The 18649-nt window shown below is 68.7% G+C and carries 22 protein-coding genes; 9 read left to right on the forward strand and 13 right to left on the reverse strand.

The window, feature by feature from the left end:
- Positions 1-121: 121 nt before the first annotated feature.
- Together ASH02_RS26600 and ASH02_RS05125 are read left to right on the forward strand one after the other, a co-directional pair.
- On the forward strand, positions 122-289 hold the full coding sequence (locus ASH02_RS26600; protein WP_200959080.1) for a hypothetical protein: 168 nt from the start codon (positions 122-124) through the stop codon (positions 287-289).
- Positions 286-489, forward strand: a complete 204-nt coding sequence (locus tag ASH02_RS05125; protein ID WP_057294384.1) for a YgaP family membrane protein — start codon at positions 286-288, stop codon at positions 487-489. Before ASH02_RS26600 ends, ASH02_RS05125 begins: the two co-directional genes overlap by 4 nt.
- Before the next feature lie 359 nt (positions 490-848).
- On the opposite strand, the gene ASH02_RS25950 is transcribed toward ASH02_RS05125, so the two are convergent.
- The 3 genes from ASH02_RS25950 to ASH02_RS05135 all read right to left on the reverse strand — a co-directional run bounded on the left by ASH02_RS25950 (position 849) and on the right by ASH02_RS05135 (position 2616).
- On the reverse strand, positions 849-1064 hold the full coding sequence (locus tag ASH02_RS25950) for a hypothetical protein (protein ID WP_156393518.1): 216 nt from the start codon (positions 1062-1064) through the stop codon (positions 849-851).
- Positions 1065-1147: 83 nt separating this feature from the next.
- Positions 1148-1789, reverse strand: a complete 642-nt coding sequence (locus ASH02_RS05130; protein WP_056678293.1) for an HAD family hydrolase — start codon at positions 1787-1789, stop codon at positions 1148-1150.
- Complete coding sequence (locus ASH02_RS05135; RefSeq protein ID WP_056678296.1) at positions 1786-2616, reverse strand: inositol monophosphatase family protein; 831 nt, start codon at positions 2614-2616, stop codon at positions 1786-1788. Before ASH02_RS05135 ends, ASH02_RS05130 begins: the two co-directional genes overlap by 4 nt.
- Before the next feature lie 88 nt (positions 2617-2704).
- On the opposite strand from ASH02_RS05135, the gene ASH02_RS05140 reads away from it, so the two are divergent.
- Positions 2705-3238 carry a DUF402 domain-containing protein gene (locus ASH02_RS05140; RefSeq protein ID WP_056678299.1) on the forward strand — a complete coding sequence of 178 codons (534 nt, stop codon included), beginning with the start codon at positions 2705-2707 and terminating at the stop codon, positions 3236-3238.
- A 10-nt stretch (positions 3239-3248) separates the two neighbouring features.
- On the opposite strand, the gene ASH02_RS05145 is transcribed toward ASH02_RS05140, so the two are convergent.
- The 6 genes from ASH02_RS05145 to ASH02_RS05170 form a co-directional block, all read right to left on the reverse strand.
- A complete protein-coding gene (locus ASH02_RS05145; protein WP_056678303.1) occupies positions 3249-3890 on the reverse strand; it encodes a hypothetical protein in 642 nt (213 codons plus the stop codon).
- A gap of 50 nt (positions 3891-3940) precedes the next feature.
- Positions 3941-4453 (reverse strand): hypothetical protein, encoded by a 513-nt coding sequence (locus ASH02_RS05150; protein WP_056678306.1) that lies wholly within the window; start codon positions 4451-4453, stop codon positions 3941-3943.
- Positions 4454-4468: 15 nt separating this feature from the next.
- Entirely contained in the window at positions 4469-5125 is a 657-nt protein-coding gene (locus ASH02_RS05155) for an anti-sigma factor family protein (protein ID WP_056678309.1), read from the reverse strand.
- Positions 5118-5627, reverse strand: coding sequence for a sigma-70 family RNA polymerase sigma factor (locus ASH02_RS05160; protein ID WP_082563662.1), 510 nt, complete (start codon positions 5625-5627; stop codon positions 5118-5120). Before ASH02_RS05160 ends, ASH02_RS05155 begins: the two co-directional genes overlap by 8 nt.
- Positions 5628-5784: 157 nt before the next feature.
- The gene (locus tag ASH02_RS05165; protein WP_056678311.1) at positions 5785-7320 is read right to left on the reverse strand and encodes a M1 family metallopeptidase; all 1536 of its coding nucleotides are present in this window, start codon (positions 7318-7320) and stop codon (positions 5785-5787) included.
- A gap of 107 nt (positions 7321-7427) precedes the next feature.
- Positions 7428-7871, reverse strand: coding sequence for a hypothetical protein (locus ASH02_RS05170; RefSeq protein WP_056678313.1), 444 nt, complete (start codon positions 7869-7871; stop codon positions 7428-7430).
- 84 nt (positions 7872-7955) lie between these two features.
- Between ASH02_RS05170 and ASH02_RS05175 the strand changes: the two genes are divergently transcribed.
- The 3 genes from ASH02_RS05175 to ASH02_RS05185 all read left to right on the forward strand — a co-directional run bounded on the left by ASH02_RS05175 (position 7956) and on the right by ASH02_RS05185 (position 10544).
- A complete protein-coding gene (locus tag ASH02_RS05175) occupies positions 7956-8381 on the forward strand; it encodes a hypothetical protein (RefSeq protein WP_056678318.1) in 426 nt (141 codons plus the stop codon).
- Between the two features lie 24 nt (positions 8382-8405).
- Positions 8406-9176 (forward strand): thioesterase family protein, encoded by a 771-nt coding sequence (locus ASH02_RS05180; RefSeq protein WP_056678320.1) that lies wholly within the window; start codon positions 8406-8408, stop codon positions 9174-9176.
- Positions 9177-9389: 213 nt separating this feature from the next.
- Entirely contained in the window at positions 9390-10544 is a 1155-nt protein-coding gene (locus tag ASH02_RS05185) for a GDSL-type esterase/lipase family protein (RefSeq protein ID WP_057294385.1), read from the forward strand.
- 8 nt (positions 10545-10552) lie between these two features.
- Here the strand turns inward: ASH02_RS05185 and ASH02_RS05190 are convergent, their stop codons facing one another.
- Positions 10553-11197 carry a class I SAM-dependent methyltransferase gene (locus ASH02_RS05190; protein ID WP_057294386.1) on the reverse strand — a complete coding sequence of 215 codons (645 nt, stop codon included), beginning with the start codon at positions 11195-11197 and terminating at the stop codon, positions 10553-10555.
- A 66-nt stretch (positions 11198-11263) separates the two neighbouring features.
- Here ASH02_RS05190 and ASH02_RS05195 point away from each other — a divergent pair, with 66 nt between their 5' ends.
- Positions 11264-12382 (forward strand): methyltransferase domain-containing protein, encoded by a 1119-nt coding sequence (locus tag ASH02_RS05195; protein ID WP_057294387.1) that lies wholly within the window; start codon positions 11264-11266, stop codon positions 12380-12382.
- 10 nt (positions 12383-12392) lie between these two features.
- On the forward strand, positions 12393-13070 hold the full coding sequence (locus ASH02_RS05200; RefSeq protein ID WP_057294388.1) for a transporter substrate-binding domain-containing protein: 678 nt from the start codon (positions 12393-12395) through the stop codon (positions 13068-13070).
- Here the strand turns inward: ASH02_RS05200 and ASH02_RS05205 are convergent.
- Entirely contained in the window at positions 13039-13740 is a 702-nt protein-coding gene (locus ASH02_RS05205) for a sortase domain-containing protein (RefSeq protein ID WP_235538989.1), read from the reverse strand. The genes ASH02_RS05200 and ASH02_RS05205 overlap by 32 nt on opposite strands.
- A gap of 111 nt (positions 13741-13851) precedes the next feature.
- Between ASH02_RS05205 and ASH02_RS05210 the strand changes: the two genes are divergently transcribed.
- A complete protein-coding gene (locus ASH02_RS05210) occupies positions 13852-14610 on the forward strand; it encodes a YwaF family protein (RefSeq protein ID WP_057294390.1) in 759 nt (252 codons plus the stop codon).
- Here the strand turns inward: ASH02_RS05210 and ASH02_RS05215 are convergent.
- Together ASH02_RS05215 and ASH02_RS05220 are read right to left on the reverse strand one after the other, a co-directional pair.
- Positions 14594-14962 carry a hypothetical protein gene (locus ASH02_RS05215; RefSeq protein ID WP_057294391.1) on the reverse strand — a complete coding sequence of 123 codons (369 nt, stop codon included), beginning with the start codon at positions 14960-14962 and terminating at the stop codon, positions 14594-14596. The genes ASH02_RS05210 and ASH02_RS05215 overlap by 17 nt on opposite strands.
- A gap of 66 nt (positions 14963-15028) precedes the next feature.
- Positions 15029-18571 (reverse strand): S8 family serine peptidase, encoded by a 3543-nt coding sequence (locus ASH02_RS05220; protein ID WP_057294392.1) that lies wholly within the window; start codon positions 18569-18571, stop codon positions 15029-15031.
- Positions 18572-18649: the final 78 nt, after the last annotated feature.

Here is an 18649-nt window from a genome sequence, read left to right on the forward strand (position 1 = left end):
CCACGCGTACCCAAGCGTCGCGGCAACTGGTCCGGACGCCCGCCTTGTCCCCGCAGGCGTCCGGACCACCCCGACCACCTTCACCCTCGCGGTGCCACCCTCGAACCGAAGGAGCTCCACCATGTGCCGAGCAGTCCCTTGCAAGAAGTGCGGTAAGACCACCTGGGCAGGCTGCGGCCAGCACGTCGACCAGGTCCTCGCCCGCGTCCCACGCGCCGACCGGTGCGGCGGGCACCCCCACCAGGGCGGCGCCGGCTTCTTCAGCCGCTTCTTCGGAGCCAAGGCATGAACCTCGACCGCGCCGTCCTCCTCCTCGCCGGCACCGTGACCCTGCTCAGCGCACTTCTGGTGGCCCTCGTGTCACCGTGGTGGCTGCTGCTGACCGCCTTCGTCGGACTCAACCTGCTCCAGTCGTCCATCACCGGCTTCTGCCCCGCAGCCGTCATCTTCCGCCGCCTCGGCGTCAGCAACGGATGCGCCTTCCGATGAACCACGAGCGCGCTGATCACTGGGACGGCATCTTCACCTCGCGCGACCTCAACACCGTCTCGTGGTTCGAGGACACACCCACCACTCCGTAGAGCTGCCACGCTCAAAGGCCAGTTCGGTGACCGACATCGGGGCGGGCGCCTCCCGTCCCCCGACGCTCGGTCCTCACAGACGGCGGGCCGCCGAAGTTCTGATCTCGGTTTGGCAGCTGGGTCAGAGAGAACCGTCCGCTCGTGCCGCGTTGAGTGTGCGGATCGAGCGGTGCAATACGACCGGACTTGATACGCAGGCTGTCCACTAATACAGGTGATTACCTCGGGAGATCGATGCCCTGGGCCGCTCGAGCCGCCTGTGCAAGGTCACTCCAGAAACGATGCGTGGTCCGGATGCGCGGGCCACCACACGTCGTCACGATCGGGCGGTTCGCCGCCGACGGGTGCCAGCGCTTCGGCGCGCGCCTCATTGAAGGTCTCGGGAAACGTGATGCGTCGAAGTCCATCAAAGTGATAGACAGACGTGTCATTCACCTCTGAGAGGGTCAGATCACGCGGTTCGATGCCGGAGCCGACCACCACCGCGTCGACCGCGGCGCAGGGTGCCCACCAGGAGCCACGGACGCGTGCCGGCCCGTGTCGATGATGACACCTGCTCCCCCGGCTCATCTCGAGTCGAGGACGATGCCCGTCAATTCACTCAGGGAACTGATTCGATGAGTGGCCCGGGAGAAGTCCTGTGACTTGGTGAAGTCGTTGTGAACGATGGCGCAGTCGATACCGGCCGCCACGGCTGAGTTGAGCCCTCGCGACGAATCTTCGACGACCAGCGCTTCTTCCTTTCCGGCTCCGAAGCGCCGCAAGCCGGTGAGATACGGCTCTGGATGCGGCTTTGCGAGGTTGTAGTCCTCGCGAACCAGGACGAAGTCCATGAACTGTCGGATGTGACGCTTCTTGTGGATGATCTCGAAGTCCACGCGCTTGGCAGTCGTCACGATGCCCATGCGCACGTATTTCGAGAGCTCAGCAAGGGCGTCGACGACGCCCTCTATCTCGATGGCTTCGGTTTGCAGGTGTTCCTGGTAGTAGTGATCGCGAACCTCCCGTTGCCGGTCGAGGGTCTGCTCATCGATTCCTGCCGCCCTGGCCTGGGCCCACGTGCCGATCGCGTTGCCCATCCCCCGCAGGTATTCCTCCTTGTCGAGGGTGAAACCGATGTCCGCAAGGGCACGTTCACCGGCCTTGTAGTACCAGAACTCGGTGTCCACAAGAACGCCGTCATGATCGAAGAGGATGTACTTCTTCACCTTCGTGATCCCTTCCCAGCAGTGAGAGCAACAAGATGTGGCCGCACGATGCTGAGCAACTGCCGGTGGGTCGAATCGTCCGCCGCGACGAGCAGGCCTCTGCCTTCGCCGAGCGAACCACCGGCCAGGTCGGTCACCACGCAGCCGGCTGCCCGGCACAGCTCGATCCCGGCCGCGAAGTGCACGTTGTCCACGAATCCGCCGTCGCTGACGTAACCCGCTCTCCTACCGGCCGCGACCCAGGCGACCGCCAGCGTCGAGGAGACGACCCGCGGTCCGAACGCCGCTCTGAACTCCGGATCGGCAAGCAGCTGAGGCCCCACGAAGGAGCGGTCGAGCGGACCATCGCAGTTGACGTCGACGAGCCTGGAGGCCACCGACGGCAGCGCCCTCTCGTCGACGCCGTCCTTGCGGACCCACGCGGCCACACTGTCGCTCCAGAAGGTCTCCCCCGCGATCGGATCAGTCGAGGCAGCTGCCAGAGTGCCCCTCTCGCCGATCAACGCGACGTTCACGGCCACGAGTGGTGTCTGCGCCGCGAAGTTCAAGGTGCCGCAGAGTGGGTCCACCAGCCAGCGGCGGCTGGCTGCGCCTCGTGATTCACCGGTCTCCTCCCCCAGGAAGCCGTCTGCGGGTCGCCGTACGGCGAGAACCTCGCGGATCACGCGCTCGGCGGCGAGATCGGTGTCCGTGGCGAAGTCGTTGCCCGACTTGGCATGACGGATCACCACCCCGCCGTACGCCTCTCGAACCTTGGCCGCACCGGCCTCGGCAGCTGAGATCGCGACCTCCACATCCGACAGCTCGGCGCCCGTTGCCTGTGTCATGGGTCCCGCAGCGGGAACTGCTCGACGTAGCTGTTCACACGCGCCAAACTACACAGACCCCGTCGCAACCGGCCTAGCATCGTGCGAGATGACGCGATTCGAACCGGGGACGACCCTTCAACGGCGCGAGGTCCTCCACGGACAGCTCTGGTTCGCGCAACCTGCAGTCGTCGTACACGACGTCGGCGACGTCCTGGCGATTCGGGTGGACCCCGGCTCCGCATTCCACTTCCCGGACCATCCACACGGGCCGCATCCCTGGTCTGGGCGCACGGAGTGGGGCGAGACGATCGTCTTGCAGCTCTACCGCGCCGGCGACCTCTACAGCGTCTGGAAGGTCTTCGCCCACGACGGCACATTCCGGCACTGGTACGTCAACTTCGAGGCTCCGGTCATCAGGAGCTCGACGGGCATCGACACCGACGACCACGGACTCGACCTGATCATCCGGGCGGACGGAACCCGGGAGTGGAAGGACGTCACCGACCTCCATCACCAACGCACCGAAGGTCGCATCACGGAGCAGACGGTGACTGACGTCTTGTGTGCCGCGGCTGGAGTCGAGGATGCCTTGCGCGACGGTGACCACTGGTGGCGGGACTGGGACGACTGGACCCCTTGAAGGTGAGCCCTCAGGTCGTGCGGGTCGCGTCGCCCGATCCGCCGTTGTCGATGACCCAGGTTGCTCGCTGCCGTGGTCGGCAGGAGTCGAGATAGAGACGCTGACCCTCGACGTAGCGTCGCGTCAGTGGATCGGCCGAGTCAAGCTCCAGGCCATCGCGTTTCCCCTTGCGGGCAAGGGAAATCTCTGTCTCGACGTCGAGAAAGATGGAGTGGTCCCACCGGCCGAAGAGTTCATCCCGAAGGAGGAACAGTCCCTCGACGAGGACGATGGTCCCGTGGCCGGCGTACTGCCGCGGGTGAGGCACCACGACGTCTCGAGCACGGTCGACCACGCCGCCGCGGAACCAGCCGTCTCCGCCCGGGCCGAGGGGCTCGAGCACGTGCCGGGTCAGGGACCCGTAGTCGTAGCTGTCGTGGAAGTAGCCCTCGGGTGAGTTCCGGCCCTGCCTGTGACGCACGGAGCTCGTGTGGAGGAAGTCATCGACATGGATCACCAGGACGCTTCGTGTGAGCACCCGCAGCTGGTCTGCCAGCGACTGGGCGAAGGTGGTCTTCCCACTCCCGTCGACACCGTCGATCGCCACGAGCACCCGCCGTTCGGGTCGAGAGTCGGCGAGGGCTTCGGCGACAACGGCGACATTGAGGGGCATTGCCGGATCCTCGCATGTTCGGCCGAGGCGTTCCTTGCCGCCGCCAGCTCCTAGTAGTCGTAGCCGTTTCCCGTGTCAGGACTGGACGACGTGTCCGACGGGGCCGCTCCCCCGGCGTCCACGACGTGCCAGGTGAAGCTCACGCCGTCGAACTCGTCGGTCACGTCGTTCCCGGTGACCTCGCCGGATCCTTCCAATGTGAAGGTGTAGACCGGGGCGCCCTCGAAGGTCACCTGCTTCTCGTCAGTGTCGGGCCGGGTCAGGGTGCCGAAGTCACCGGTCGTGGCCGAGCCGGACGCGATCACCGGCTTCCAGACGTCGAGGCAGGAGTCGGTGCACAGCACCTTGCCCGACTTCTCCTCCTCGGCGACGTAGACCGCGCGGCCGTCTGCGTCGACGTACACGTCGCCGGCGCTGCCGACGCTGCGGACCGCGAGCGGTCCGGTGTTCGTGTCGGAGCCGGCGGTGTCGTCGTCGGAACCACCATCGTTGCCACAGGCCACAAGGGTCGTGGCCAGGCCGGGTACGACGAGCACGACCAGGATCAGCTTGTTGATTTTCATGGGATCTCCAGTGGGTCAGGGCGACAGGGTGAGCACGGCCTTGTCCGTGCGGTTGCGCACCTCGACCGTGGCGATCTCGTCGAGGTCCAGGGAGGTCGACCCGTCAACGGTCGTCGTCTCCCCCGGTACGACCGCCCAGGTCGCCAGCTGCTGGACGGTGCCGTCGTTGTCGGTGACGACCAGTCGGTAGGTGCCCGGCCGATAGCTGGACGTGTCGCGGTACCAGCAATGCAGGCGAATATGAGTGCCCCAGGCCTTGGCGTCAAGGACGGCCTCGGCCTGAACCGGGCTTCCGGCCGCGACAGCAGTCATCTCGATCGCGCTCGGGTCGGTGTCCGGCGGGGGCGGCCGGAGGCCGATGAAGGCGCCAGCCGCGATGGCGATGATCACAGCTGCTGCTGTCGCGACAAGCACGACGCGTCGCCTGCGCGCGCGACGGCGGGCCACCTCGGCAAGCAGTGCGGGCAGCAGGCTCTCGGGCACCGGACCCGGGGCGTCGACCAGGTCGGGCTGCGGCGCCTTGGCCAGGAGTCCCGGCAACCCGCTGAGACGAGTGACACTCGCGGAGCAGTCGGCGCAGCCACGCAGGTGCGTTTCGAAGTCGCGGCGCTCCTCGGGGCTCAATGCGCCGAGGAGGTACGCCGCGTCGTACGTCGAGTAGTCGTCAGTCATCCTCGACCCCCATCTCCTGGAGCACCAGGCGCAGCGAGGTCAGCGCATAGTGGAGACGCGACTTCACGGTCCCGTCGGGCACCCCGAGACGACGCGCTGCCTCGGCCGTCGTGTGGCCGCGGTAGTAGCACTCCACGATCACGTCGCGATGGGCACTCGACAACCGCTGGAGTCCGTCGGCGACGAGCCAGGCCTGGAGGGCGGCGTCGGTCTCGTCGTGCGACGGCGGCTCCGGAGGTGAGTCGGTGACCACCTCAGGGTGCCGCACGCTGCTGCGCCACTCATCGATCGTGATGCGCCGCGCCACCGTCAACAGCCACCCTCGCGCGGAGCCGCTGGAGCGCGCCAGGACCTCCGGGTGACGCCAGGCGCGCAGCAACGTCTCCTGCACGACGTCCTCGGCCCGGCCGCGGTCGCCGTTGGTCAAGGCCAGGGCGTAGGCCCACAGCGCGGGAGCGTGCTCGTCGTGCAGGGCCCGCATCAGGTCTGCCTCTTGCGTCACCACCGTGCCTCCGCGACCGTCCGGTCAACTCCAGCATGTCCCACACCCGAGAACACGACGACGGTTCGCGAAAGGTTCAGTCGAACGGCGCTGACTCCGGCGGCGCACTCCGGCAGCGCTGGTCCCGACCCGGGCCAGGACCAGCGCCGCGGATCCGTCAGCGGCCGAGCTCGGCGGCGATCAACTGGCGGTGGGTGCGCTGGATCTTCGTGAACGACGCGGGCGCCGACTTCTCGCTCGTGACGCTGCGCTGGGAGCCGGCGAACCCTGCCGGGAAGCCGTTCTCCGGTGTCATCTCCGGCTTGGTGGGCTGGTAGAGCCAGGCGTCGAAGAACGACGCCAGGTCCTCACCGGAGTTCGTCTCGGCGAGAGTGATGAACTCCAAGATCTCGGCGTTCCCGTAGCGGTGATCGGCGGCCCAGTCACGCATGGTGGCGAAGAAGGCGGCGTCGCCGATCCGCACCCGCAGGGCTTGCAGGGTCATGGCACCGCGGTCATAGACGGCACCCGCGAACTCGTGCCCGGCACCGGGGTCACCGATGACCCTGGTCCAGAACGCGTCGTTGCCCTGGTAGTAGTCCCAGTACTCGTCGAAGAGCTCGGCACCCGTGCCCTCGCCGTGGTCCTCGGACCACAGCCACTCCGTGAAGGACGCAAAGCCCTCGTTGAGCCAGATGTCGCGCCAGTTGTGCACCGACACCGAGTCGCCGTACCACTGGTGGGCGAGCTCGTGCACGACCACGTAGATGTTGGGCCCGCCACGCCAGAAGCCCCGGGTGTAGACCGGACGCGTCTGGTTCTCCAGCGCGAAGCCGAAGTCGGCTGCGGGTGCCACGCCACCCATGGCGTCGAAGGGGTAGGCGCCCCACTGAAGCGACGCCCATTCGACGACCTCGGGGGTGCGCGCAAGATCAGCTGCGGCGTACTCCCCCTCCGCGCCGCCGTCGGAGGCGACCGCTGTGACCACGGGCAGTCCTGCCGGGGAGGTGCTCTGGGTGATGTCGTACTGGCCGGACGCGAAGAAGGCCAGGTAGGTCGCCATCGGCTTGGACTCACGCCAGTGCCAGGCACGGGTGTCGCCGTGGAGCTCGTTGGAGACCAGGACGCCGTTGCTCAGCGCTTCCTGGTCGGCGGGCGTGGTCACCGTGACGTCGAAGGTGGCCTTGTCGCGGGGATGGTCGTTCGACGGGTACCACCAGGCCGCGATCTCGGGCTCGCCGACGGCTGCGGCTCCGGTGCTGGTCTGGATCCACGGCGAGGCGCCGTACTCGGGGACCTCGATGCTCGAAGGCTGCCCCGCGTAGACCACTCGAACCTTCATCGTCTGGCCCGGCCGCAGCGGACTGCGCGGGGTGACGACGAGCTCGTGCGGCTTCGCGGTGAAACCGGCCGCCTTGCCGTTGACCTGGACGGATGAGACCGGCAGCACGAAGTCGAGGTCGAAGCTGCGGAGCCGGTCGGTGGCAGTGGCGGTGACGGTCGTGGTGCCGGCCAGCGTGTCGGTGGCCTTGTCGTAGGAGACCGCGATGTCGTAGTGGGCGACGTCGTAGCCGCCGTTGCCGTAGAGGGGGTAGTACGGGTCCCCGATGCCGGGGTCGCCGGCTCCGGGCGGTGCTGCGGCGGCAACCCCGATGGGTAGTGCGAGTGCTCCCGCGGACACCAGTGCGATCCGGCGCATCAGGCCGATGGACATGTTTCCTCCCGAGTTGGACCGCTGTAGCGGCCTCTAGGTTGCGTGACCCACCCACACAACCAGACCCGGTCTGCGCCGTCGAGCGCAAAAGTCGAGCGAGCTCACCGTCACAGGATCGTGAGGGTCACCGTGGTCCCGGCGTCCATGGTGAGCGTGGTCAGCTCGAGCGAGGTTCCGTCGTCGACGTCGAACTCCTTCTCGTCGGAGTTCAGGTTGATGCCGCCGCCGTCCTGCTTCGTCGACATGGCCTGGTCGGTCTCGACCGTGATGCCGTCATCGCGGATCTCGGTGACCTCGAACGTCATGGGGCCACCCACCACGGCGACCTCGAACGTCTCTCCTTCGGCGACGTCCACCGTGGTGGTCTTGGGATCGGCCTGCCCCTTGCTCCACCCGCTCCAGTCCTCAGAGACCACTTTGAGCTCGGCCGAGCCGGGACCGGACGCCTGCTGGTCGGAGCCCTCCTCGCCACAGGCGGCAAGCAGCCAACCGCACAGGGCGAGCAGGACCAGGGGAAGGAGTCGGCGAGGGGCAACCCGTGTGATCGTCATGACAGTCGGACGTGCCCGTCGACGAACCGGTTCCCGCCTCGTTCTACGCTGGCCCGCCCGGCCTTCTCATCAAGGGACCCACACATGACCCGCACCATGCGCGCGCTCGCCAGCGCCGCCGCCGTCACCGCGCTCGCGTTCACCGGCGCCTGCTCCGACGACGACACCACGTCCGACTCCACGCCCGACTCGTCGACCTCTCCCACCGAGTCGGAAAGCTCGGGTGGCGGCCACGCGTTGCCCGAGGGCTGGCCGATCCACTCGCTGCCGATTCCGCCGGGCGGCACCGTCGAGGACGAGAACGTCACCGCCGACATGGTGTTCTTCCACGTCGGCGGGGTCGAGGCCGACGAGGGCATGGCCTTCTACGACACGGCGCTCCCAGAACTGGGCCTGACGCGGAGCAAGTCCGCTGTCGTCGATCCCGTGGCCTACGAGAGCAGTGAGCTGAAGGTCATCGTCCAGTCGGGCGACTTCGGCGACGTGACCCTCACCGTCACTCGTCCCTGACTCGTCACGCCACAGGAGGCGACCATGGCTTACTTCGAGCGGCTCGGAGCGACCCGCTTCCGGGCCACCGAACACGTCAGCGGTGCCTGGGACGTCACGACCCAGCACATCGCCCCGGCCCTAGGGCTGCTGGCGCACGCCGTCGAGGCCGACCACGCCGAACGTCGTACGGACCGACTGGTGGTCAGCCGGCTCTCCTACGACATCCTCGGCACGCTGCCGGTCGACGTCATGGACGTCGAGGTCGAGGTGATCCGCCCCGGGCGCACCATCGAACTCGTGCAGGCCACCGCGTCGTACGCCGGGCGGGCCGGCGTGATCCTGCGCGCCTGGCTGCTCGAACCCCGCGACACCACCGGGATCGAAGGCACCCCGCTCCCCCGGATCCCCGGACCCGACGACATGCCTGCATGGAACCCGTCGAGCCTGTGGCCGGGCGGCTTCATTGCATCCGCCGAGCTGCGTCGTGTCCAGGAGGCGCCGGGGCGTGGCACGTTCTGGGCGCGCACTCCCCTGCCTCTCATCGCGAACGAGAAGACCAGCGAACTGGCTCGGTTCACCGGCCTGCTCGACATCGCCAACGGGATGACCGTGCGAGAGGACCCGACGCATGTGGCCTTCCCCAACGTCGACCTGACCGCGCACTTCTTCACCGAGCCGCGAGGCGAGTGGGTCGGCTTCGACACCAGCGTCTCGTTCGGAGCGGGTGGGCTCGGCCTCACCAGCAGCGTGATCCACGACGTCCACGGCCCCGTCGGCACGGTGTCCCAGTCACTGACGGTGCGGCCGAACTGAGTCGTTCGTCAGCGCGAGGAGAGCGCTGCCCTGAGCCGAGCGATGACACCGGGTCGCTCAAGGGAGCGCCCACGTGCTACCGACACTACTCGCGCGACGCCGGCCAGGAGTCGAAAACCCGGTCGCGTTCGAGAGGCCCCACCAGACACACTGGTCGCGATGAGTTCCGGTCATGCATCGGACCCGACCAGCCGACCCGTCACGGAGCCCACCATGCAGAGCCTCACCACGCCCGTCACCGCCGACCTGATCCGCGGAGCCCTTGACATCGAGACGACCGAACGTGGCGTACTCCCCCACCGGCTGCCGCCGAAGGCACGTGCTCAGGTCAACGACGAGCAGCTGAGGATGGCAGAGGCTCAGCCCTCGGGTTGCCGCATCGCGTTCCGCACCTCAGCCTCCTGGATCGAGCTGGACTCCGTGCCGACCAAGCGCGTGTACGTCGGAGCGCCGCCGCGTCCCGACGGCGTCTACGAGCTGGCGGTCGACGGTGACGTGATCGGTCGAGGAAGCGTCACGGGCGGCAACACGATCACCATCGACATGACCGCCGGCACCTTCTCCCACGATGTCGGGGACCCCGGCACCGTGCGCTTCGACGGTCTGCCGGACGGCGACAAGGACGTCGAGATCTGGCTGCCTCACAACGAGACCGCCGAGCTGGTCGCCCTGCGCAGTGATGCGCCACTCGAGGTTGCCGCGCCCTCGGATCGTCCGGTCTGGCTGCATCACGGCAGCTCGATCAGCCACGGCACCGACTCACCCAACCCGACCGGCACCTGGCCGGCAATCGCCGCACGCCGGGCCGGGGTCGAGCTGGTCAACCTCGGGTTCGGCGGCGGCGCCGTGCTGGACCCGTTCACGGCGCGGGCGATGCGCGACACCCCGGCCGACCTCGTGACGGTGAAGATCGGGATCAACGTGATCAACCTCGACGCGATGCGCCTGCGCGCCTTCGCCCCGGCGGTGCATGGCTTCCTGGACACGATCCGCGAGGGCCACCCGACGACTCCGCTGGTCGTGATCTCGTCGGTGCTCTGCCCGATCCACGAGGAGACGCCCGGCCCGAGCGGCCCGGACATGGAGGCGCTCGGCCGGGGTGAGATGCGCTTCGTGGCCACCGGCAACCCGGCCGAGGTGCCGGCGGGCAAGCTGACGCTGCGCGTCATCCGCGACGAGCTGGCCCGCATCGTCGCCGACCGGTCGGCGCACGACCCGCACCTCCACCACGTCGACGGCACCGAGCTCTACGGCGTTGTCGACGCCGCCGACCTGCCCTTGCCGGACGGGCTGCACCCCGACGCCGCCACTCACGAGTTGATCGGTGAGCGGTTCGTCGAGCTGGTGCTGGGTCCGCGTCTGGGCTGACCTGCGGCCTATCGCCTGCGCGCCACGAGGTGTGCGTGCGGGGTCTTCTCGTCCTCGAGCCGGGCCCGCACCAGCGACGCCACCACGTCGAATCCCCTTTCCTGCAACAGGATTGCGAACCTCTCGGGGTCGATGCGGTGGAAGTCCAGCTCGATCGCGTGACCGCCCAGCTCGTCGATCCGGCGTACGCCGTCACCCATCTGGAAGGCCACGGCGAGGTGCCCACCCGGGCGGAGTACGCGGTGGAACTCGTCGAGAGCGTCGGGCAACCGTTCCTGCGGGAGATGGATCAGCGAATACCAGGTCACCACGCCGGCCAGCGCCCCGTCGGCGTACGGCAGCTCGAGCATCGAGCCCACGGAGAACGACAGGTGGGGCTGGTCCGCGCGCGCGATCCTCACCATCTCCGGCGACAGGTCGAGACCCGAGATGGAGAGCCCCCGGTCGTGCAGGAAGGCCGTGGTCTCGCCCGGTCCGCTGCCGACCTCCATCACCTCTCCCCCACCGTCGGCCAGCACCAGCTCGGCGTAGGCGGTCAGCATCGCGCGGAAGAACGGTAGTTCTTCGATCTCGCCGGCGAAGGTGGCCGTGTAGTCGGCCGCGATCGTGTCGTAGCCGTGGCGGGTACGTCGGAGAAAGTCTGGCTCAGTCATCGGCGACAGGCTAAACCGGGTGAGGAGCCGACACACGGGGGCCACGCGGGGCCGTAGGGTTGCGGCGTGCAATGTGGCTACTTCGACGCGGGTGTGTGCCGCTCGTGCACGCACATGGGCGTCGACCACGCCGAGCAAGTCGCACGCAAACAGGCAACCGTGGCCGACGCCCTCGGCCCGCGCCTCTCGTGGACCGAACCGGTGACCGGCGCCGAGTCGGCCTTCCGCAACAAGGCGAAGCTGGTCGTCGGCGGACGCCGTGGCGAGCCGACGCTCGGCATCCTCGACGGTGGTCAGCGCGGCGTCGACCTGACCGGCTGCGGGCTCTATGAACCGGGTCTGGCCGACGTCGTGCACCGACTCCCGGCAGTCGTCGCCGACCTCGGCCTCACGCCGTACGACGTGCCGGGGCGCACCGGTGAGCTCAAGCACCTGCTGGTCACCCACTCCCCCGACGGCGAGGTGATGCTGCGGTTCGTGCTCCGCTCCCCCGGCCAGCTCCGGCGGATCCGCGAGGGACTGGACGTCATTCGCGAGCGGGTGCCGGAGACCCGCGTCGTGAGCGTCAACCTGCAGCCGGAGCACAAGGCCGTGCTCGAGGGCCCGGACGAGGAGGTCCTGACCGACCTCGACACCCTGCCGATGCGGGTCAACGACGTCACCCTGCACCTGCGACCACGCAGCTTCTTCCAGACCAACACGTTCATCGCCGAGGCTCTCTACGCCCGGGCCCGAGCGTGGATCAGCGCGCTGCGACCGAGCACGGTGCTCGACCTCTACTGCGGTGTCGGCGGGTTCGGCCTGCACGCACTGGGACACGGCGCCCACCACGTGATCGGAGTCGAGTCGTCGGCCGACGCCATCCTGAGCGCGCGGCGCAGCGCAACCGAGCTCCCCGAGGGGCTGACCAGCGAATGGCACGCCGGCGACGCCACGCAACACCTCATGGACGCCACCCCCGACCTCGTCGTCGTCAACCCGCCCCGACGCGGCATCGGGCCCGAGCTCTGTGGGCGGCTGGAGACCGGCGGACCGGCCCACGTCATCTACTCCAGCTGCAACGTCACCACACTGGCCCGCGACCTGGCCGCCCTGCCGTCGTACGACGTCCGCACCGCGGGCCTGTTCGACATGTTCCCCCAGACCGGGCACCACGAGGTCATGGTGCTGCTGGCCCGCCGGTAGCGTCATCGGCATGACCATAATTGAGGACCTCGCCCCGACCGGCACCCTGCGTGCCTCGATCAACCTGGGCAATCCCGTGCTGGCGCAGGGCACCGCCGCGGAGCCGCGCGGCGTGACCGTCGACATCGCCCGCGAGATCGCGCGACGCCTCGAGGTCCCGGTCGAGTTCCTCTGCTTCGACGCAGCCCGCAAGTCGTTCGAGGCAATGGCCACGGGTGCCGCCGACCTGTGCTTCCTGGCCATCGACCCGGCCCGGGCCACGGAAGTCGCGTTCACGGAGCCCTATGTCGTGATCGAGGGCGTCTTCGCCGTGCCGCGCGACTCCCCGCTGCACGCCCTGGACGAGATCGATCAACCCGGCGTGCGGGTGGGCGTCAAGCACGGCTCGGCGTACGACCTGCACCTGAGCCGCTCGCTGCAGCGAGCGGAGATCGTGCGCGGGGCCGAGGGCGTCGACGTCTTCCGCAGCGAGAGCCTCGAGGTCGCCGCGGGCATCCGCCAGCCCCTCACGGCGTACGTCGAGGAGCACGACGACCTGCGGCTCATCGACGAGCCGTTCATGCAGATCCGCCAGGCGGTCGGCACCACGGTGAGCCGGCAGCCGACCACCGTCGCCTTCCTGCGCGAGGTCGTCGACGAGCTCGTCGAGTCCGGCTTCATCGCCGCGTCGCTGGAGACCTCCGCCTGACGGGTCCCGAGGCGACCAGCACGCCGACCTTGTCGATGCGGTGCTCGGGGTTGTGGAACTCGTCGGACCAGTAGTTGCCGGCCGTGTGGTCCTCCTGCGTCGCGCAGGTCGAGAGCGTGACCATCGCCCTCGTCGGGGCGGCTCCGGGCCGGCCGGGAACAGCGGCCTCCTGGCGTGCCCGCGAACGGTCGGAGCGGAACGAGGTCGACCGGGTCAGCCGGATCTCGTAGACGTAGCGCACCCCTGCCGCCTCCACCACGACCCGGTCACCTCGTCGCAGCTCCGGAAGCCGGGCGAAAGCCCGCGTGCTCGACGTGCGGTGAGCGGTGACCAGGTAGTTGCCGACCCCGCCCGGACCCGTGCCGCCGCGTGGCCCGTGAGGACTGGCGCCGAGGCCGCGGTCCTGGAGGCGGGTGCCCGGTGCGTCGTCCGGGCGTCCCCGGTAGGGCTCCACGACCAGTCCGGCCAGCCCGATTCTCGGGATCCGCACCGTCGCGCGTCGCGGCATGCCGTCCGACGGCTGCGGACCACGATGCTCCAGGACCACCCGGGGACCCGTCGAGCGAGGGCTGTCGGCACGCGTCGACGGGGCGCTGGCCGGCGACGACCCGTCGCACGCGCTCGCCACGAGCAACAGGCCCACGACCGCCATCGGCCACGTCGGCGCCACGCCGTCGAGCCTAGGCCGTGACACGGCCTACGTCCGGGTGTGGTGGCACCCAGCCCGAACTGAGTACCCGCACGGATGTCCCGAAGCGGTCCGGGCACGAGAGTTGAAGGCATGAACCCGATGACTGCCTCGACCTTCGTGACCTTCGGTCCCAGCCACCTGCTGATGCTCGCGCTGTTCGCCGCCGGCATCTGGCCGGTGGTCCTGCTCGGTCGCGCCCAGCGCGGTGCCGCGGACCCACGGCGGGTCAGCCGCTGGTTCGCCTTCGCGATCATGGGCTTCACGATCCCGATGCAGCTGGTCGACTTCATGCCGTCGCAGTTCTCCTTCAACACCACGCTCCCCCTGCAGCTGTGCGACTTCGCCTGGATCGCCGCGGTGCTCGCCCTGCTGACCCACCACAGGTTCTTCGTCGCCCTGACCTACTTCTGGGGGCTGGTGCTGACCACCCAGGGGCTGCTCACGCCGTGGCTCACCGCCGACTTCCCCAACCCGAAGTACATCGGCTTCTGGGGCATGCACATGCTCATCGTGTGGGCTGCGATCTACCTGGTGTGGGGCCTCGGCCTCAAGCCCGCCTGGCGCGACTACGCCACCACCGTGGCCACCACGCTCACCTGGGCCGTGTCGGTGTTCACCTTCAACGCGATCACCGGCACGAACTACGGGTTCCTGAACCACAAGCCCAGCAGCGGCTCGGTCCTGGACTACCTCGGCCCGTGGCCGTCGTACGTCGTGATCGAGGTCGTGATCGTGGCCACGGTGTGGGCGCTGATGACGTGGCCGTGGGTGGTCGCGCACCGCCGGCAGAACCTGCCGGGGCACACGACCACCTCACCGGTGACCGGCGCGACTAGCGGCGCAGAGTGATCGGCACGACTCGGGTCGGCCGCGCACCGCCGTTGCCACGCAGGACCAGATTCACCTGCTTGACTCCCTTCGGTACGGCGGCCCAGTTGATGCGCACCGGGATGCTCACCGTCTTGTTCACGCCCACGGCACCCGTGTCCGTCGGCACCGAGATCCACCGGGGCTGCCGGGTGATCGGGTCGCTCGTCCTCACGGTCACGATCGTCCCGCTGGCGAAGAACATCGCGACCAGGTCACCGTGCTCGTCGAGGTCGAGGGACGTGCTCGGCATCCCGGGCATCGAGTACGACGGCACGTTCACCGTCGCCTGCTCCGCGCAGGTGGCCGGGTCGACCTGACGGAACTTCGACATGTTGCGTTTCAGCGGAATACCCGTGATGTCCTGGGTGTGGGTCCAGAGTGCCTGAGAGTCAGGGTTCTAACCCAGGCCCTGCCCCTGACGGGCATAGGTGCACCTGCCCAGCACGTCACCAGTGTTGGGGTGCTCCAGCCCGGCGATCGTGCGCACCTGGTGCTGCCAGCCGCCCGAACGTGCCCCGGCGATCACGAAGAACCGGTCCCGCTCCGCGTCGTACGCCAGGCCCTGGACGGAAAGTGCACTTCGGAGGCCGGTCTCGACCACGGCGATGTCATGAGCGCTGACCCGGTCAGGATCCACACAGGCGATGTCGTTGGTGAAGTTGTAGAAGGTCATGCACAACATGCCGCGGGACGGCACCCAGGCGAGGTCCGCGGGAGTCAGGGTCAGGTCGTCGGTCACACCCAGCGCCTCGGCGACCGGGGCCAGCGGGATCGTCCTCCCGGTGGGACTGCCGGTCGAGGTGACCTCGACGGCCCTGTGCGCCAGCACGTCACCGACCCAGTACTGCCCGTCGACCTCCTCGACGGCGATCGCTGCCTTGCCGTAGTCCGTCCTGCCCACCTCGGTGCCCGGCTTGGGTCCCGACGTCGCCGGGAGGGCCAGAGAGGCCCGCCAGCGCAGGGCTGCACTGCCGGTGTTCTTGAGGCTCACCCTGACGGCCCTGCCTCGCTTCGCGGTCACCGACGTCGGGAGCGTCATCCTCCCCCCGGACAACGGCGTCCGGAGCATGATCGTCTGTCGGTCCCTGGTCACCCTCACCGAGGCCCTCTGCGCTGCATAGCCGGGGCGCTTGAGGACCGAGACGGTGTAGTTCCGGCCGGCCATCAGCTGGAACCGGTAGCGACCGGCCGCGTTGGTGAAGGCGCGCTGGGTGAGCCACCCGTTGGCGTCGACGAGGTCGACGCTTGCATTCGCGACGGCGGCGCCGGTGCGCTTGTCGGTCACCAGGCCGCTGACGAAGCCGTTCGCGGGCAGGCTGAACCTGATCTGTCGGTCACTGCCGAGGATCGGCTCGTTCACCGAGTAGAGGAACTGGGTCCTCAGGCCGGCGCGGCCGTCGGGACTGTGGTCCTGCATCGAGACCTCGGTCTGCTGGCCCCGCTCGAGCAGGTTCGCCGGGTCGATGCCGTCGTAGGCGAAGACGATGTCGCCGTCCTCGTGCAACGTGACCTCGTAGCTCATCCGGGTGTCGGGGCTGTTGAGCACCGTGAAGTCGCGGAACTCGATCGTGAACGCGCGGTTCGGCGCCGTGCCCGTGGTGCGGGTCAGCAGCTTGGCGGAGCCGTCGTCGGAGGCGATCGGTCCCAAGCTCGGCACGATCCCGCGGATGAGGGTGTCGATGCCGTACTCGGCGTACGGATACGTGGCGCTGTTGTAAGGAGAGGTCCAGAACCCGACTTGGGCGAGGCTGGTGGGACTGGCGTAGATGGTGGAGTAGTCCTTGCCGAAGTAGGAGAACCTGAACGGCAGACGGACCGCCGTCGTGTCATAGACGTCAGGCTTCTCGATCTCCGTGGTGCCCTTGATCCACTTCGTGGGCTCCAACAGGCAGGAGTAGCCGTACGGTCCCCCGTTCCAGCCGGCCGGGCTCGCCGGCTCGTCGGTCCGGCGACGCAGCTCGACCGGTGCGATCGCCGCGTCGCCGGTGATCTCGAGGCTGCGGTAGACCGGCGTGGCACAGGCTCCGCCGTCGTCGATGCGGACGGTGTAGTTCCGAGGTCCCGGCACTCCCTTGATCGCGAAGTGCCCCGAGGCGTCGGCGGTGGCCGAGTAGCGCGATCCGATCACGCTCGCCGTGCCGGCGATCGGCTTCCCGGTCGTCCTGTCAGTGATGACACCGCTGACCGTGAAGCCCTCGGCGGCAGCCAGGGAGACGTTCGTGGTCGTGCTCTGGCCGGAGGTCACCTCGATGGTGACCTTCCCCGGTGCGAACCCGAAAGCCGTGACGGTCGCCTGGTAGGTGCCGATCGGGAGCTCGGCGACTCCGTAGGCGCCGTCGCTGCCGGTGCGGGTCGAACGTTGGCCCGCACCGCCGGTCAGGGTGACCGCGGCGCCCTCGACGGGCTCGCCGCCGTCGTCGGTGACCGTTCCGTCGATCGCGCCCGACTCACCGGAGTCGACCGCCTCCACGAGGGCGAGCGCGTCGAGCCGGCCCTCGCCGTAGACGTTGTTGTCGGCATCGGTGCCGCCGCACTGGTCGTCGGCGGTGTCGATCGCGGTTTCGTCGAGGAGCTGCCGGATCTGTGCCACGTTGCCGATCAGCTCGGGGTGGGCGGAGAGCAGTAGCGCCACCGAGCCGGAGACGTGGGGGGCCGCCATCGACGTCCCGCTCATCGAGGCGTAGCGGCCGCCCGGGTAGCTCGAGCGCACACTTGCCCCGGGAGCCGCGATGTTCGGCTTGATCTCGCCGTCCTGTCCCGTGCCGCGACTGGAGAAGCTGGCGATGGTCCCGGCTTCGGTGGTGGCACCGACCGCGTAGTTGAGGGTGCGACTGCCGGGTGAGCTGGCCGTGTTGCAGGCCGGGCCGAGGTTGCCGTTGGACCAGACCCCGAAGATCCCGGAGTCGGCCCACGCCTGCTGGATGTCTTCGAGGAACGGGTCCGTGGCCGGGTTCTCGGAACCCCAGGAGTTGTTCACCACGTGCGGCCGTTTCGCGGGGTCGGGCGCGGTGCCGTCCGTCTTGGTGGGGGCCAGCATCCACTGGGAGGCAGCCAGCAGTGTCTCGTCCGAGGCACAGCAGCCGTTCGCCTCGATCCACTTGGCCCCGGGTGCTACGCCGACCTGGTTGGCGGCACCGTCGTCGCCGACCATCGTGCCCATGGTGTGCGTGCCGTGCCCGTGTGCGTCCGTGGGGAAGTCGGAGGCACCCGTGGTGTCGAGCCAGTTGTAGTCGTTGGTGAACGTGCCGTCCCCGTTGCTGCCCCGGTAGTGCTCCACCAGTGCCGGGTGGTCCAGCTCGGTGCCGGTGTCGATGCTGGCCACGACGATGCCGTCACCGCGGGCGCCGTACTTCTGCCACACCTGATCGGCCTTGATGTCGCGGACACCCCACTCGGGTGCGGCGTCGTGGGTGCTCATCCGTCCGGTGAGCTCCTGCTTCACCGGCTCCGGCTCCGTGTAGCTGACCGGTGCGAAGATGCGCTCCACGTCGGTGGACCCCGCAAGGCTCAAGGCCAACGTGTAGTCGCCGCCGTGGACCCGGATGGCATTGGTGATCCAGTACGCCGTGTAGTCCGCACCGGCTGCGTCGAGTGCGGCGATCGTGTCGGCCTGGGCGGTCTTGGCGGTGCTCCTGAGCCGGTCGACGACCTGTTGGCCGCGCCTGGCCCAGTCACCCACCGTGGATGCGGCGCTGGTGTCGGCGTCGGCGTCGAAGCTGATCCAGAAGTCGCGCGGCTCGGTCGCGTCCGTGTCGAACTTGCGCTGGAGGGCTGGAGCGATCTTGGCTCCCGGGTCGACCGCGCCGGTGGGCGACGCTGACGGCTGGGCGTTCGTGGGTTGCTGGCCGAGGGTGGTCACTGCCAGGGCGAGCGACAGCGCGACCAGAATGAGGCCGCGGACCAGGCGATGGCGGGCGCGGGGACGGGAGTGGTGAGGCATGACGACTTCCTGTCGATGAGGATGAAGGTGAGCTCAGACCGGTTCGTAGTCGTCGTCCGCGGGTTCGGGGTCGGGCTG

The organism is Nocardioides sp. Soil796 (assembly GCF_001429525.1).
GTDB lineage: Bacteria > Actinomycetota > Actinomycetes > Propionibacteriales > Nocardioidaceae > Nocardioides.

What these genes read in the sequence shown, in the direction of transcription:
- ASH02_RS05140 (WP_056678299.1), top strand. Translation starts at nt 2,705, where the DNA reads ATGACGCGATTCGAACCGGGGACGACCCTTCAACGGCGCGAGGTCCTC.
- ASH02_RS26600 (WP_200959080.1), top strand. Translation starts at nt 122, where the DNA reads ATGTGCCGAGCAGTCCCTTGCAAGAAGTGCGGTAAGACCACCTGGGCA.
- ASH02_RS05135 (WP_056678296.1), bottom strand. Translation starts at nt 2,616, where the DNA reads ATGACACAGGCAACGGGCGCCGAGCTGTCGGATGTGGAGGTCGCGATC.
- ASH02_RS05175 (WP_056678318.1), top strand. Translation starts at nt 7,956, where the DNA reads ATGACCCGCACCATGCGCGCGCTCGCCAGCGCCGCCGCCGTCACCGCG.
- ASH02_RS05125 (WP_057294384.1), top strand. Translation starts at nt 286, where the DNA reads ATGAACCTCGACCGCGCCGTCCTCCTCCTCGCCGGCACCGTGACCCTG.
- ASH02_RS05190 (WP_057294386.1), bottom strand. Translation starts at nt 11,197, where the DNA reads ATGACTGAGCCAGACTTTCTCCGACGTACCCGCCACGGCTACGACACG.
- ASH02_RS05180 (WP_056678320.1), top strand. Translation starts at nt 8,406, where the DNA reads ATGGCTTACTTCGAGCGGCTCGGAGCGACCCGCTTCCGGGCCACCGAA.
- ASH02_RS05155 (WP_056678309.1), bottom strand. Translation starts at nt 5,125, where the DNA reads ATGACTGACGACTACTCGACGTACGACGCGGCGTACCTCCTCGGCGCA.
- ASH02_RS05210 (WP_057294390.1), top strand. Translation starts at nt 13,852, where the DNA reads ATGAACCCGATGACTGCCTCGACCTTCGTGACCTTCGGTCCCAGCCAC.
- ASH02_RS05220 (WP_057294392.1), bottom strand. Translation starts at nt 18,571, where the DNA reads ATGCCTCACCACTCCCGTCCCCGCGCCCGCCATCGCCTGGTCCGCGGC.
- ASH02_RS05150 (WP_056678306.1), bottom strand. Translation starts at nt 4,453, where the DNA reads ATGAAAATCAACAAGCTGATCCTGGTCGTGCTCGTCGTACCCGGCCTG.
- ASH02_RS05215 (WP_057294391.1), bottom strand. Translation starts at nt 14,962, where the DNA reads ATGTCGAAGTTCCGTCAGGTCGACCCGGCCACCTGCGCGGAGCAGGCG.
- ASH02_RS05145 (WP_056678303.1), bottom strand. Translation starts at nt 3,890, where the DNA reads ATGCCCCTCAATGTCGCCGTTGTCGCCGAAGCCCTCGCCGACTCTCGA.
- ASH02_RS05170 (WP_056678313.1), bottom strand. Translation starts at nt 7,871, where the DNA reads ATGACGATCACACGGGTTGCCCCTCGCCGACTCCTTCCCCTGGTCCTG.
- ASH02_RS05165 (WP_056678311.1), bottom strand. Translation starts at nt 7,320, where the DNA reads ATGTCCATCGGCCTGATGCGCCGGATCGCACTGGTGTCCGCGGGAGCA.
- ASH02_RS05200 (WP_057294388.1), top strand. Translation starts at nt 12,393, where the DNA reads ATGACCATAATTGAGGACCTCGCCCCGACCGGCACCCTGCGTGCCTCG.
- ASH02_RS05185 (WP_057294385.1), top strand. Translation starts at nt 9,390, where the DNA reads ATGCAGAGCCTCACCACGCCCGTCACCGCCGACCTGATCCGCGGAGCC.